The organism is Acinetobacter seohaensis (assembly GCF_056431365.1).
Genome location: NZ_JBWKMK010000145.1, coordinates 45,950 through 59,980, shown reverse-complemented (window position 1 = coordinate 59,980; position 14,031 = coordinate 45,950). Strand labels below are relative to the sequence as shown.

The following is a 14,031-nucleotide window of genomic DNA, read 5'->3' as shown; positions in this document are numbered from 1 at the left end:
AGCCTCCATCGCTTAAATAGCTTCGCTTGTGATGCTTAATGCTTCATCATCTCAATCAATTCTAAAACTGCACGTGATTGTGTCCGCCCAGGGTGCCATACCATACCGAGTTGACGGTTCATTTCTAAATCAATATCTAACTGTTGCAAGTCCTGGTTGACCAAAGTTTTGGGTAAAACAGACCACCCCAAACCAATAGACACCAACATCCGAATTGATTCTAACGGATTGTTGCTCATGGTGACTTTAGGTTTTACCCCTTGCTTTTCAAACTCTGCTAAGGTGATTTGACTAGTATAGGTTTGCGCAGCGGGCAATAAACTTGGGTAGCTAAGTAAGTCGGACAATTGTAGGTTTTTTTGACCTGCTAGAGGATGAAATGGTGCCACGACAAAGACCAAAGGATCATTCCAAATGGTGACATAAGCCAAGCGCTCATCCAGTTTAGGTGGAAGGGTCAGAAAAGCCAGTTCTAAATCTCCCGCCAAAACCTGCTCATGTGCCTGTTCAGAATCGACAAAATGCACATCGAGTGTGACATTGGGAAATTCCTGTACGTATTCACGTAAATGATTGGGTAAATGGTGCAAACCAATATGGTGACTGGTGCCAATTTTTAGTTTGCCTTGAACTTGCCCTTGTTCATGGCTGAGGGTGTGATGAATATCGCCCAGCTCATTCAGCCAGTTTTTAACTTTAGGTAACAATGAATGTGCCGCATGTGTGGCTTGTACGCCACGTCCTGCCGATTCAAACAGTTTTACACCAAAATAATCTTCCAAACTGTGAATGCGTTTGGTTACTGCAGGCTGGGTAATAAACAGTTGATCTGCGGCCAAAGAAATAGAACCCGTTTCCATGACTTTTACAAAAGCTTCGAAGGCTGCAAGATTCATCTGAACTACCTATAAGTATTTTTTATCACTGTGTTTATTATTTAGAAAAAATTAGAATTAATCAAAACAAATTCTACATATTTTGAAACTGTAGGCAGAAATATCCTCAAGGGAGCGGATTGAAAAGGGTGTAAAAAAAGATCATCGGTGCATGCGCTACGATGATCTAAGAGGAAGAATCAGAACAGCAGTATTCACTTGAGAAGAGGATGACTAGATCATCACTATATGTTAACTAGGCGATAATATTGGTCTCTTCAGCTTGTGTTTTCTTTTCCCAAATACGTTCGTGAATAAAATAAGCCACCGCTTGAACCGTTGGTTCCACCAAACTTAAGGTAATGGCCATCCAAATATTACCCGTGACCACATAACCAACCACCATTGCCACGGTGATGTGCATAATGTAGTAGCTCAAAGTCTTTTTGAACATGCGTTGATTGTTAGCAACAAATTTTTGAATATGACTCATGAGAATACTCCTGTGCTGCTTTGGCATTTCTCTGTGTGATAGCTAAAGGATAATCATTCTTATTTAATTTGTAAAAACGAATATTTTTGTATTTTTGATTGGAAAATTAGATTTTAGTCGTGATTATTTTTTAGATGAAACGATGTTGATTGAACTTAACCTGAAAACAAAACAAATGTGAACCGATAAAAAATATTTTGCTTCGATATAAATATTAATTCCCAAAAGTTTTTAAATTAATAAAAATGATAAATTAGATTTATACAAATTCGCGGTTATAATCGAATGAATGAAAAAATTACCCAGTCCAGTGGAGTAGATCTGACATGGCAGGCGAAAACCAACAAGCACAAAATCCAACAGCAAAAACTTTGTATGACAAATTGTGGGATGATCACTTGGTCACCCAACGTGATGATGGCTCAGCTTTATTGTATATCGACCGTCATTTATTACATGAAGTGACTTCTCCACAAGCGTTTGAGGGCTTACAACTTGCAGGTCGTCAACCGTGGCGTTTAAGTGCCAACGTGGCAACCCCTGACCATAACGTACCAACCTCTAAAAAAGAGCGTGCAGATGGTATTGCAGGTATTGAAGATGATACCTCACGTATTCAGGTACAAACTTTAGATGACAACTGTAAAACCTTTAACGTGGTGCAGTTTGACATCAACGACATCCGTCAGGGGATTGCGCACGTGGTTGGGCCTGAGCAGGGCTTAACTTTGCCAGGTATGACCGTAGTTTGTGGTGACTCACATACAGCGACTCACGGTGCATTTGGGTGTTTAGCGCATGGTATTGGGACGTCTGAAGTTGAACACGTATTAGCAACCCAATGCTTAGTTCAAAAGAAAATGAAAAACATGCTAGTGCGTGTAGATGGCAAATTAGGTCAAGGTGTTACACCGAAAGATGTCGTTTTAGCGATCATTGGTAAAATTGGTACTGCAGGCGGTACAGGTCACGCGATTGAGTTTGGTGGTCAAGTATTCCGTGATATGTCGATTGAAGGACGTATGACAGTATGTAATATGGCGATTGAAGCAGGCGCGCGCGTAGGTATGGTCGCTGTGGATGACAAAACCATTGAATACGTGAAAGGTCGTAACTATGCACCAAAAGGCGAGCAATGGGATGCAGCAGTTGCTTACTGGAATACTTTACACTCAGATGAAGGCGCGCACTTTGACACCGTAGTGGTATTACAAGGCGAAGAAATTGAGCCGCAAGTGTCTTGGGGAACTTCACCTGAAATGGTCATTCCAGTATCACAAGTCGTACCAACTTTAGAGCAGGCGAAAGATGATGTACAGCGCAATGACTGGACGCGTGCTTATCAATATATGGGCTTAACTGCAGGTCAGTCTTTGGCAGATATTCAATTAGACCGCGTATTTATTGGCTCATGCACCAACTCGCGTATTGAAGATATTCGTGCAGCCGCTGAAGTGATTAAAGGTCGTAAAGTTGCAGCAAGTATTAAACAGGCGATGGTGGTTCCAGGTTCTGGTTTAGTTAAGCAACAAGCGGAACAAGAAGGCTTAGACAAAGTGTTTGTAGAAGCAGGCTTTGAATGGCGTGAACCAGGTTGTTCAATGTGCTTGGCAATGAACGCAGACAAATTGCAACCGGGTGAACACTGTGCATCGACTTCAAACCGTAACTTTGAGGGCCGTCAAGGTAACGGTGGTCGTACCCATTTGGTGAGTCCAGCAATGGCAGCTGCGGCAGCAATCGCAGGTCATTTTGTAGACGTACGTTCATTCTAAGTTATGCCTTCATCCCAGCCTTCTCTCAGAGAGATGGCGTTCCCTCTCGCTATAGCAGAGGGCAAGGGAGAGGTTACGGATTCAGTGAGAATTAAACATGAAAAAATATACCGTTGAACAAGGTATCGTTGCACCATTAGACCGTGCCAATGTCGATACAGACTTAATCATTCCAAAACAGTTTTTGAAATCTATCAAACGTACAGGTTTTGGCGATAACTTATTTGATGAATTGCGTTATTTAGATGAAGGTTATCCGGGTCAGGACAACTCAAAACGTCCGATTAATACTGAGTTTGTATTGAATCAGCCGCGTTATCAGGGTGCTTCAATCTTAATTTCACGTGCCAACTTTGGTTGTGGTTCAAGCCGTGAGCACGCACCTTGGGCATTGAATGAATATGGTTTCCGTACCGTTATTGCACCAAGCTTTGCCGATATTTTCTTCAATAACTGCTTTAAAAACGGCATGTTGCCTGTGATCTTGTCTGAAGAGCAGGTCGAGCAATTATTTAAAGAGTGTGCGGCGACTGAAGGCTATCAATTAACCATCGACTTAGACGCGCAAGAAGTACGCACACCAAGCGGTACGGCATTTAAATTTGAAGTAGATCCATTCCGTAAGCACTGTTTATTGAATGGTTTGGATGATATTGGCTTAACATTACAAGCAGCTGATGACATTCGTGCTTATGAAGAGAAAACTAAGCAGTCGCGTCCATGGGTTTTTGCCGAAATTCAGGCATAAATTCGCTGAAATTTGTCATAGCATCGCTGCCTAACTCTTGCTAACATCGGCACATAATAATTTTTATATTTTGTATCTAACAGGTGAGGTTGGGCGCGAACAATGACTAAAATTTTCGGTCGGCTTGCTGTCATTGGATTATGTATCACCACGCTAAGCGCATGCCAAACGTGGAATACAGCACGCATTAAACAGGTGAAAGAAACTGAACAAAGCAAATCCAATGCACTGATTTACTGTGCGGGTACAGATGATTGTGAGTTTGAGCGTTTAAATACGGTCACAATTTTCGATGCAGAAAAACATCGTGTTACACGTGCTGCCATTCAGGAGGGTTTGGTACGTTTACAGGAATCATCCTTAAATAAATCCAATGCCTTGTATTTATCTGTACCGCCTAAACAACATGAATTGGTGATTCGCTTTTATCCCATTTCTAAAGATCGTGCAGAAAAACTGCATGTAATTCATAAGTTTAATGCCAGGCAAAAATATACCTTTAGAATGTATCGTGATCGAAGTCGTACTAAAGGCAGCTTATTAAATGTGTCTGCGCCAGATCCTTTATGTGTAGATTTGGTGCAAAACAACAAAACCATTCGACGTTTTTGCAAACCCTACAATGTCTTAAATGGCTTGGGTGAGTTTGTAGAACAAAAAATTTAATCCCACAGTCTTTGACTGTCATGAACAATGGAAACTCTCATGTCAAAACATATTTTGATTTTAGCTGGTGACGGCATTGGTCCAGAAATTGTGAAAGCTGCTGAACAAGTGCTGACACGTGTCAATGAAAAATTCAATTTGGGTTTGACTTGGGAACAAGGTTTATTGGGTGGTTCTGCAATTGATGCACATGGTGAACCGTACCCAGCAGTAACATCTGAGCAAGCAAAAAAAGCCGATGCAATTTTATTGGGTGCAGTTGGTGGTCCAAAATGGGACAACATTGAGCGCTCAATCCGTCCAGAGCGTGGTTTGTTAAAATTGCGTTCAGAACTCAATTTATTTGCGAACTTACGTCCTGCAATTTTGTATCCACAATTGGCAGATGCTTCAAGCTTAAAACCTGAAATTGTATCGGGCTTAGATATCTTAATCGTGCGTGAATTGACGGGTGGTATCTATTTCGGTCAGCCACGTGGTATTCGTGAATTAGAAAACGGTGAAAAACAAGGTTTTAACACCGACGTATATGCTGAGTCAGAAATCAAACGCATTGCAAAAGTAGCGTTTGAAATGGCGAAATTGCGTGGCGGTAAAGTATGTTCGGTGGATAAAGCCAACGTACTGGAAGTGACTGAATTGTGGAAGCAAACCGTGACTCAGTTACATGCAGAACAGTACCCAGAAATCAACTTGTCGCACATGTATGTCGATAACGCAGCGATGCAATTGGTACGCGCGCCAAAACAATTTGACGTATTGGTGACAGGTAACTTGTTTGGTGACATCTTGTCTGATGAAGCGGCGATGTTGACAGGTTCTATTGGTATGTTGCCATCTGCGTCTTTAGACGAAAATGGCAAAGGTATGTACGAGCCTTGCCATGGTTCAGCGCCAGATATCGCAGGTCAAAACTTGGCAAACCCATTGGCAACCATTCTTTCTGTGGCAATGATGTTACGTTACACCTTCCGCGAAGAAGCGGCAGCAAAAGCCATTGAAGATGCAGTAGGCAATGTATTAGATCAAGGTTTACGTACTGCCGATATTATGTCTGAAGGCATGAATAAAGTTGGTACTGTTGAAATGGGTCAAGCAGTCGTTACGGCACTCAACTAAAAATTTAAGCGATTTAACCTATCGCTTACAGCTCAAAATCAAATCATTAAACGCAGTCTTCGGGCTGCGTTTTTTTATTGGTTTTGTACTTTCAGAGTGTTTTAGCTAGGAGACTTAACAGCGTTGTCCCGAAATATACACTGCGGTAGCAATACCCTGCTGTAGGCGAAAATACAAATCACAAGTCAGTGCAACATCGTAACTTTCATGACTCGGGATACCGATATTTAACGGAACAGCACCAATACCTGTAGTGGGATGCTGCGCCATAGGGATCGGAACACGTACAGGACGAATGATACGGTAATGTAGCAATTGAGGGGTAGCTTGAGCTGTACCAAGCTGTTGATAGCCAATTTGGCTTAATTGCAAATGGGTCAGGATATATTGGCTAGATTGACCAATAAATTGCTGTAAATACGCATCGCGGTTTAAAGTGGAATGCGGTGGATTACTACTACACGCCACTAAACTGAGCGCAAAAAGACCTGTTATACAAGCAACGCAGGATCGAAATAACATGCTTTTTCTCCCTTGCTCAAAACTTTATTGTAGAAGGCAATGCAAGAAAAGAATGTGGTGATTCGATAAGCGGCGGGGACGAATTAAAGGCTAAACAGAATTTTTTTAAGTGAACGTAAAAAAGCCACTCCGAAAGTGGCTTTAGCTTACTCTAAAACTTAGCGTGCGCGATAAGTGATGCGACCCTTGGTTAAGTCGTAAGGTGTCATTTCAACTTTCACACTGTCGCCTGTTAAAATACGAATATAGTGTTTACGCATTTTACCAGAAATGTGAGCAATCACTTCATGACCGTTTTCTAAACGTACACGAAACATAGTATTAGGAAGCGTTTCGGTGACAACGCCTTCGAACTCGATGAGTTCCTCTTTATTGGCCATAGCCTACCTGAGTATCAAATTGGAAAGGCGCAAATTATAGGCAATTTTTCTGAAAAAAACAAGATGCTTTACCCTATACACAGCGCATCTGTTAGTAAAATAAGCGAATCATCGGTTTATACTTTTTCTGTAAAAATGGGCTTGGGTAGGTTGTCAGTTCGGTCAATCGCAGTTAATCTAATTTCAATCTTTTTAAGTATAAATGAAGTACATACAAGGAAGGTTTTTGCGTGGGTCAGCTAACTGATGCATCGGTTGTATTGCGTTTAGGCTACCAAGCGATTCGTCGTGCGGGGTTGCCAACCGAAGATATTTTAACAAAAGCAGGTGTGGCCTTAAATCAGGTCGAAGCCAATGAGCGTACGCCTTTAAATGCACAATATGCGTTTTGGGTTGCGGCTGAGGAAGTCAGTAAAGACCCTGATATTGGTTTACATCTGGGGGAACATTTGCCACTTTATCGCGGGCAGGTGATTGAACATTTGTTTATTTCTTCAGAAAACTTTGGTGAAGGCCTAAAACGTGCTTTGGCTTATCAACGCCTGATTAGTGATGCTTTTGATGCCAAATTGGTGGTGGAAGATGGACGCTGCTATTTAACCAATGGCGTGCAGCCGTGGTCAGAAAATATCGTCAATCGTCATTTTTCTGAATGCGCCATGTCGGGTGTTTTACGCTTCTTTAAATTCATTACCGAAGGTCGTTTTCAGCCTATTTATATTGACTTTAACTTTAGTGATGGTGCTGCAGATGATGAATATTTCCGTGTCTTTGAATGTCCTGTGAGTTTGGGGCAGAAAGAAACGCGTTTGTATTTTGATCCGAGTATTTTGGATTATCCACTGTGGCAGGCAGAACCTGAGTTATTGCAATTACACGAACAGTTGGCATTAGAAAAGCTGCAGGAGCTGGCGCGTTATGACTTGGTTGGTGAAGTACGCCGTGCCATTGGTTCAACTTTAGAAAGCGGTGAAACGACATTGGAAACAGTAGCGGCGCAATTGAATATCACGCCACGCCGTTTGCGTACCCAATTGAGCGAAGCCAATACCAGTTTTCAGCAAATTCTGTCCGATTATCGCTGTCGTCTGGCTAAACGATTATTATCGAATACCAATGAAAGCGTGGAGCGGATTGTGTACTTAACGGGTTTTTCAGAGCCAAGTACGTTCTATCGTGCCTTTAAACGCTGGACCAATGAAACCCCAGTGGAATATAGAAAGCGCAAGCAGCGTTAAGTTTGAAAATTTAAAACCTTTCCTAAACAGAATCCCCCTAAATCCCCCTTTTTCAAAGGGGGACTTTCGTTTTAAAGCCTCGAAATGGAGCTCCTCTCTTTGGAAAAGGGAGGTCGGAAGGGATTAAATTATTCCGGCATATTTAACCAATGTGGCCCTAAGGGAACTTTCGGTAAATCAAACTGTTCAGGATAGTGTGCCTGAATAAAATACAAGCCATCGGGTGGGGCGGTAATTCCTGCTGCTTTACGGTCTTGAGCTGCAAAAATTTGGTCAATATGCGCAATGTCATATAAACCTTGTCCAATCTCCAATAGACAACCCATGATATTGCGAACCATGTGATGTAAAAAACCATCGGCTTGAATATCTAACACTAAATAATTGCCGTGACGAATTAAGCGGCAATGGCTGACATGACGGACAGGCTGATTGGACTGACACGCTGCGGCACGAAAGCTTTCAAAATTATGTGTCCCTTCAAATTTCTGCGCAGCCGCAATCATTTTATCGACATCTAAGGGATAATAAGCGTGAGTGACTTGTTTGTGCAGCAAGGCAGGGCGTTGTGGATTGTTATACACGACATAGCGATAACGCCGTGCCTGAGCCTTAAAACGAGCATGGAAGTCCATATCCATCGTTTTAATCCATTGAATTGCAATGTCTTTGGGTAGTTGGCTGTTGGCACCCATCAACCAACCGCGTTCAGGGCGAATGGCATGCGTATCAAAATGTGCCACCATATTGGTTGCATGCACGCCTGCATCGGTACGTCCTGCACCATGTAAAATAATGGGTTCATCGGCAATTTTGCTCAGAACTTTTTCAATGGTTTCCTGCACACTAGGTACGCCTGCTTGCTGGGTTTGCCAACCCCGATACCGAATGCCACAAAACTCAATTCCGATTGCAAAACGCTGCATAATCACCTCAAATCACACTGAAGACTGCCAATGCGCATACCACTGTGCAAGGCTGTCGTATTGTAAATACATTTTTAAGGCTTTGGCATAAAGATCTGCGTGACTTTGGCAATCACTGATTAAAATTTTACTGTCCTGTAACCACTGGCTGATCGCATAGCGTTGTTGCATGCCACCAAAAGTGACTTGGGTGGTGAGAATCACGGCACATTGTTGAGCTTGTAAGGCCTGAATTAACTCAATCACTTCGGCATTGACGGCCATATTGCCTGTACCATAACTCTGTAAAATCAGGCAGTGTGGTGGCTGTTGCTGTAAGGCTTTTAAATTATCGACCAAAGCGGAAATGGCAATTGGCTGTAACATCCAGTTCAGGCAGTTAAAGTGCTGGGCTTTTTCAATATGTTGAGTGCTAATGTTGAATGCTGGCTCATTCTGCGATTTGTTCTCCGTGTAAACCAAAGCAGACTGACCTGTAAATGCATTTAACTCGGTGGTGTGTTGTTTCAGTGCCGTTGCGGCATGAATCAGTTGCTGATGGAAGGCCAGATATACGCCCTGAGTCACTTGATGAATCTGTTGTAAAGCAAAATTTAGGTTGTCCAAGGCATCACTAAATTCACGGGTATCTGTGCCTTGTGCATTGAGTAAGGGATATTGGCTACCCGTGAGAATGACATGGGTACTTTGCGCTAAAAAACGTGCCAAGACTGCGCTGGCATAGCTGAGGGTGTCGGTGCCATGTAAAATAACGAAATGTTGAAAATCATCGTGTTGTAATTTTTGAATATATTGAATGAGCTGTAACCAGTCTGCGGCTGTGCAGGCACTACTGTCTTTAATGACAGGGGCAACAAAGCATTCAATCTCTAAATTTAGGGGTAAGACCTGTGCCAAGCGTGGCAGAAATTGCTCCGCAGGCATTGGGCTTAGTGGTTCACCGACACAGCCAAAAGTGCCGCCCATATAGATTAACGCAATTTTTTTCATCATAAAAAAAGCAGCCAAGAATGACTGCTTTATCTTAATCTGATTTGAATTAAGAAGCGATTTGATTCAGTAACTGATCGGCACGTTGGCGTTGTTCAGCAGAATAATTTGCGCCTTGTTCGCTAAGTAAAGCTTTCGCAGCATCATAAGCGCCCAACTCTACATATTGGCTCGCTAAGTCTAAGTTCAACTGAATTTCATCCACTTGAGATAAGTCTGGGAATGATTTCACCAATGGATCATTCAGATCAACATCTGTGCTGACAACGGTTGCAGCAGGTTCAAGTGCAATACTTGGTGCAGCAATGATTTCTGGTTCAGTTGTAGGTTGAAGATTGGTTTCCGCAGCAGGCGTATTGTCAAATGTGAAATTAAAATCAGGTGTTGCAGGTTCAGTTTTTGCTTCAACAGTCGCAGGGGTTTCTGTTGTTGAAAAGTCAAAGTCTAAACTTGGGGCTTCAGTTGTAGCAGGTGCATTTGCTGGTGTTTCAGATGCTACTATTTCAGTTTTATTCGGTTCTAAATCAAAAGAAAACTCAAGCGGTTGGGCTGCTTCTGTAGCACTTGTACTTGGCTCAGGAGTAATTGCGGGTGTTTCAGTTTTCTCTGTTGCTGGTGCAGTATCTACAGAAAAATTAAAGTCTAAAGCAGCAGGTTCTGCTTTTACTTCAGGCTCAGCTGCTTTTTCTACAGGTGCAGCAGCAGGGCTGAAATTTAACGATGAGGTATCAAATTCTAAAGCTGCTTCAGGTGCTGCTGTTTTATTTGAAGTTAGTTCGTGCTGTAACTGGTCAAAAGAAGAGCTATCAGAAGAGATATCATCTTTTGATTGTATGAGGGCATCAAAATCAGCAGTTGATTTTTGTTCAACAGGAGCCGATTCTAAATCCGCTGGAGTCGTTGGTTGAAAATCAATCCCATCAATTGCTTTGTTGTTTTGCTCATCAAATACTTGTTTTTGAGCTTCTGCTTGAACCAAAATATCATCAAGGCCCAAAGCGCGTATATGATTGAGTAATTGATCAATCGCAAACTCATCTTTTTGCTGTAAATGAATGTCGAGCAAGAATAAATACAGACCGTGTAAAGAATTATCACGTTTTAAGGCCTGGTTGATCTGTGCTTCCGCAGCAAAGAAATTGCGTTCCTTAATCAGATTTTCAATATTTGTCTGAATTTTAACAGGTACAGGGGTAGAGTGTTGTGGAGTTGGAACAACCTCTTCAACCACCACCGATTTCTGGGCAACTTTTTTGGTAGTTGTGGTTTTCTTCCCACTGGTTTTGGCTGGCGCTGCTGTTTTCTTGTTGCTTGGTTCGGCTTCTTTACTTGCTTCACGCTTTTTCAAGAAAATTGCGATCACCAGTAATAAAATAAACGGAATCACATAAATCAGCATGTTTATACCCCTTGAGGATGTGGTCCCTGTTTGACCTTATCCCAAAAAAATCATTGTGTGTAACATTTAGTGTTTTGGCTTATTTGCGGCTTGTTGTTTTTGCAATTGTTGTTGCAGTTCGGCAAGGCGCGCGTTGAGTAATTGAATTCTGTGATCCTTCTGACGTAATGCCAATTCTAATTCTGTTACGTTTCTCTGTAATTTAACGGTTTTCTCGCGGGATGTCATAACTTTTAATGACAAGTCACCCGAAGTTTGTGTGGATTGTGTGTTCTTCTTGGCAGAACCGTGGGTTGAGTCTTGTTGATTCTCTGCCACAAGGCTCATTTCTGCTTGATTTAAACGATATTTGGCTTTGCCTGATTGTGATGCACTGGCCGTTTCTGGTTGTGGAATTGCGGCTTTTTTCTCTGGTTTAGAGTTAGCTTGTGCATGTAAGTTTAAGGTCGCACCACGACGTAAACGATTGGCATCGCCTTGAATAAAAGCATGCTCATTATTGGCTTTAATTTGTTGCATCACTTCGGCAACAGGGCGATTGTTTTCGCCCGCAATGCGTGAGGCAATGGCCCATAATGATTCATTCGATTGCACTACATGTTGAGTATTGACCGTAGGCTTCGCTGTTACAGGGCTTGGTTTAGCTTGTGTAGCCGCTATTTGTGCAGGCTTTTTCGTTGCAGCAGCAGGCTGAGTTTGTGCCAGTTGCTTCGTACGTTGCTGTTCAGCAAATTTTTGTACCAATGGATCAGCCGATTGTTGTGCGGTGACTGAAGTGGTGGCTGTAGATGCTGTCGGTGTTGGGTTGTTATTTGTCTGTGCTGGCGCTACTTTTGGGGTAATCACAGTCGTATTTTCACTTGCTGCGCTACGGCTTGGTGCAGTTTGAACCACCGTCACTGTTTGATGGTTTAATGCAGGTGGTGTATTATGTTTAATGGTTAACGGTGCTTCAAAAGTTTGTTGTTCAATTGCTTTAGGCGTTTCAACCTGATAGTTCGCACTTACGGGTAAATTTAAAGCAATGTCTTGCTCATTGACAATCATGACAGGCGTTAAAGCTTGTTCATTACTGCGTTGCATAGCGGCCAATGGCGCAGGTGCACTGCGTTTTAATGGTGTACGAATATGTTGCAGGCGAGTTGCATTACCTTCTTTAATTTTGACCACAATATTCAACTCAGACTCGGTTAGAGGTCGAGATGAGGTAATGGTGATGACCCCTGTACCGTTGCTGTTACGACGTGTAAAAAAGTTAAGATGACCAGGCGGACGGTGGCTCGCACCAATCGACATCAGATCTTCGGCCGTAGCTAAACTAACATCAATCGCTTCATTCACATTCGATTGACGAAAGTTGATTTCGGCATAGAGCAATTCCCCAGTTGTTGACTGAATTTGAATCGGGTCAACATTCATTGCATACATTTGCTGTGAAGCCAAAATAGATAAAATGGCGATCTTTAATTTGTTATATACAGTCATCTTAATTGTTAGCTCGGTCATTTATCGCAAGGCGAAAAGGATAGAGTAGCGAGTTGTAGGTCGATTGTAAAATATTAACACGTTGATTACATAAAAAAGCCAGTCAAATTTGACTGGCTTGTTGAGATTGATCACAGAATCAAAAATGATTCAGTGCTCAAGACGAAGCTTAAGCATTTTTGTAATCAATTAAGATGCGTAACATACGACGTAATGGCTCTGCTGCGCCCCAAAGTAATTGGTCACCTACAGTGAATGCACCAAGGTATTCTTTACCCATGTTCATTTTGCGTAAACGACCAACAGGTACTGTTAAAGTCCCTGTAACTGCAACTGGGGTAAGATCGGTCATTGATGCTTCGCGTGTATTTGGTACCACTTTTGCCCATTGGCTTGATTGACGAATCATATCTTCAATTTCGTTCAGTGGAACGTCTTTTTTCAGCTTCAATGTGATTGCCTGAGAGTGACAACGCATTGCGCCAATACGCACACAGTGACCATCAATTGGAACGATCTGCTGATTGCCTAAAATCTTGTTGGTTTCAACCTGACCTTTCCATTCTTCTTTTGACTGACCGCTTTCAAGCTGTTTGTCGATATATGGAATGAGAGAACCCGCTAAAGGCACACCAAAGTTTGCCGATGGGAAACCTTCGCCACGTTGTAATTCGGCAATTTTAGAGTCGATGTCTAAAATTGGTGAACGTGGGTCATCCAACAAGTCTTTGGTGTTGTTATACAAGTAGCCCATGCCTGTGATCAGCTCACGCATGTTTTGCGCACCTGCACCAGAAGCTGCTTGATAGGTCATTGAAGTTGCCCATTCCACCAAATTGTTTTGGAATAATGAACCCAAGCCCATCAACATGAGTGAAACAGTACAGTTACCGCCCACAAATGTTTTGGTGCCATTCACCAAGCCATCTTTAATGACATTCATGTTGACTGGATCAAGTACGATAATCGCTTCATCATCCATACGCAGGGTAGATGCAGCATCAATCCAGTAACCATTCCAACCTTCAGCTTTAAGCTTCGGGAAAACGGCAGAAGTGTAATCACCACCTTGACAGGTAATAATGACATCCATTTGCTTCAGACTTTCAATATCTGTTGCATCCATAAGTGCTGGGGCAGTCTTACCACCAAACGCTGGTGCTTCACCGCCAGCATTACTGGTAGAGAAATAGAATGGCTCAAAATGAGCAAAATCATTTTCTTCAACCATACGTTGCATAAGGACGGAACCCACCATCCCGCGCCAACCGACCAGACCTACTTTCATGTCACTTTGCCTCGGTGCGTTAAAAAACAATAAAGGAATATAAGTCTATCAAAAGGGGACGCAACTGCAAGCATTACATGAACAAAACATGAGTATTATTGAGTGAAATCTCTTGTTTGTGTTACAT

14 protein-coding genes are annotated in these 14,031 nt (G+C 42.3%); 5 read left to right on the top strand and 9 right to left on the bottom strand.

Annotated features, from left to right (window positions below; translation table 11 throughout):
• Positions 1–35: 35 nt before the first annotated feature.
• Complete coding sequence (locus tag AC07E5_RS15105) at positions 36–896, bottom strand: LysR family transcriptional regulator (RefSeq protein ID WP_167845754.1); 861 nt, start codon at positions 894–896, stop codon at positions 36–38.
• A 235-nt stretch (positions 897–1,131) separates the two neighbouring features.
• Positions 1,132–1,368 carry a DUF2061 domain-containing protein gene (locus tag AC07E5_RS15100; protein WP_167845755.1) on the bottom strand — a complete coding sequence of 79 codons (237 nt, stop codon included), beginning with the start codon at positions 1,366–1,368 and terminating at the stop codon, positions 1,132–1,134.
• 326 nt (positions 1,369–1,694) lie between these two features.
• Between AC07E5_RS15100 and leuC the strand changes: the two genes are divergently transcribed.
• The 4 genes from leuC to leuB all read left to right on the top strand — a co-directional run bounded on the left by leuC (position 1,695) and on the right by leuB (position 5,676).
• A complete protein-coding gene (gene leuC, locus AC07E5_RS15095; protein ID WP_498625742.1) occupies positions 1,695–3,143 on the top strand; it encodes a 3-isopropylmalate dehydratase large subunit in 1,449 nt (482 codons plus the stop codon).
• A gap of 97 nt (positions 3,144–3,240) precedes the next feature.
• Complete coding sequence (leuD, locus tag AC07E5_RS15090; protein ID WP_004976094.1) at positions 3,241–3,891, top strand: 3-isopropylmalate dehydratase small subunit; 651 nt, start codon at positions 3,241–3,243, stop codon at positions 3,889–3,891.
• Between the two features lie 102 nt (positions 3,892–3,993).
• The gene (locus AC07E5_RS15085) at positions 3,994–4,557 is read left to right on the top strand and encodes a hypothetical protein (RefSeq protein WP_004976096.1); all 564 of its coding nucleotides are present in this window, start codon (positions 3,994–3,996) and stop codon (positions 4,555–4,557) included.
• Positions 4,558–4,596: 39 nt separating this feature from the next.
• A complete protein-coding gene (gene leuB, locus AC07E5_RS15080) occupies positions 4,597–5,676 on the top strand; it encodes a 3-isopropylmalate dehydrogenase (protein ID WP_004976098.1) in 1,080 nt (359 codons plus the stop codon).
• Positions 5,677–5,790: 114 nt separating this feature from the next.
• Here the strand turns inward: leuB and AC07E5_RS15075 are convergent, their stop codons facing one another.
• On the bottom strand, positions 5,791–6,198 hold the full coding sequence (locus AC07E5_RS15075) for a hypothetical protein (RefSeq protein ID WP_324529388.1): 408 nt from the start codon (positions 6,196–6,198) through the stop codon (positions 5,791–5,793).
• Positions 6,199–6,356: 158 nt separating this feature from the next.
• A complete protein-coding gene (gene infA, locus AC07E5_RS15070; protein WP_001284370.1) occupies positions 6,357–6,578 on the bottom strand; it encodes a translation initiation factor IF-1 in 222 nt (73 codons plus the stop codon).
• A 230-nt stretch (positions 6,579–6,808) separates the two neighbouring features.
• Between infA and AC07E5_RS15065 the strand changes: the two genes are divergently transcribed.
• Complete coding sequence (locus AC07E5_RS15065; protein ID WP_004976104.1) at positions 6,809–7,816, top strand: AraC family transcriptional regulator; 1,008 nt, start codon at positions 6,809–6,811, stop codon at positions 7,814–7,816.
• A gap of 128 nt (positions 7,817–7,944) precedes the next feature.
• Here AC07E5_RS15065 and truA read toward each other — a convergent pair whose 3' ends face one another.
• The 5 genes from truA to asd all read right to left on the bottom strand — a co-directional run bounded on the left by truA (position 7,945) and on the right by asd (position 13,904).
• Positions 7,945–8,742 carry a tRNA pseudouridine(38-40) synthase TruA gene (gene truA, locus AC07E5_RS15060; protein ID WP_004976106.1) on the bottom strand — a complete coding sequence of 266 codons (798 nt, stop codon included), beginning with the start codon at positions 8,740–8,742 and terminating at the stop codon, positions 7,945–7,947.
• Between the two features lie 12 nt (positions 8,743–8,754).
• Complete coding sequence (locus AC07E5_RS15055) at positions 8,755–9,735, bottom strand: asparaginase (protein ID WP_004976109.1); 981 nt, start codon at positions 9,733–9,735, stop codon at positions 8,755–8,757.
• Between the two features lie 46 nt (positions 9,736–9,781).
• Entirely contained in the window at positions 9,782–11,131 is a 1,350-nt protein-coding gene (fimV, locus tag AC07E5_RS15050; protein ID WP_278518463.1) for a T4P machinery localization factor FimV, read from the bottom strand.
• 66 nt (positions 11,132–11,197) lie between these two features.
• Complete coding sequence (locus AC07E5_RS15045; RefSeq protein ID WP_498625739.1) at positions 11,198–12,616, bottom strand: type IV pilus assembly protein FimV; 1,419 nt, start codon at positions 12,614–12,616, stop codon at positions 11,198–11,200.
• Between the two features lie 169 nt (positions 12,617–12,785).
• The gene (gene asd / locus AC07E5_RS15040) at positions 12,786–13,904 is read right to left on the bottom strand and encodes an aspartate-semialdehyde dehydrogenase (RefSeq protein WP_004976115.1); all 1,119 of its coding nucleotides are present in this window, start codon (positions 13,902–13,904) and stop codon (positions 12,786–12,788) included.
• Positions 13,905–14,031 lie beyond the last annotated feature (127 nt).

Coding starts and splice junctions, on each gene's coding strand:
- AC07E5_RS15105 (WP_167845754.1), bottom strand. CDS start 896: ATGAATCTTGCAGCCTTCGAAGCTTTTGTAAAAGTCATGGAAACGGGT.
- AC07E5_RS15100 (WP_167845755.1), bottom strand. CDS start 1,368: ATGAGTCATATTCAAAAATTTGTTGCTAACAATCAACGCATGTTCAAA.
- leuC (WP_498625742.1), top strand. CDS start 1,695: ATGGCAGGCGAAAACCAACAAGCACAAAATCCAACAGCAAAAACTTTG.
- leuD (WP_004976094.1), top strand. CDS start 3,241: ATGAAAAAATATACCGTTGAACAAGGTATCGTTGCACCATTAGACCGT.
- AC07E5_RS15085 (WP_004976096.1), top strand. CDS start 3,994: ATGACTAAAATTTTCGGTCGGCTTGCTGTCATTGGATTATGTATCACC.
- leuB (WP_004976098.1), top strand. CDS start 4,597: ATGTCAAAACATATTTTGATTTTAGCTGGTGACGGCATTGGTCCAGAA.
- AC07E5_RS15075 (WP_324529388.1), bottom strand. CDS start 6,198: ATGTTATTTCGATCCTGCGTTGCTTGTATAACAGGTCTTTTTGCGCTC.
- infA (WP_001284370.1), bottom strand. CDS start 6,578: ATGGCCAATAAAGAGGAACTCATCGAGTTCGAAGGCGTTGTCACCGAA.
- truA (WP_004976106.1), bottom strand. CDS start 8,742: ATGCAGCGTTTTGCAATCGGAATTGAGTTTTGTGGCATTCGGTATCGG.
- AC07E5_RS15055 (WP_004976109.1), bottom strand. CDS start 9,735: ATGATGAAAAAAATTGCGTTAATCTATATGGGCGGCACTTTTGGCTGT.
- fimV (WP_278518463.1), bottom strand. CDS start 11,131: ATGCTGATTTATGTGATTCCGTTTATTTTATTACTGGTGATCGCAATT.
- AC07E5_RS15045 (WP_498625739.1), bottom strand. CDS start 12,616: ATGACTGTATATAACAAATTAAAGATCGCCATTTTATCTATTTTGGCT.
- asd (WP_004976115.1), bottom strand. CDS start 13,904: ATGAAAGTAGGTCTGGTCGGTTGGCGCGGGATGGTGGGTTCCGTCCTT.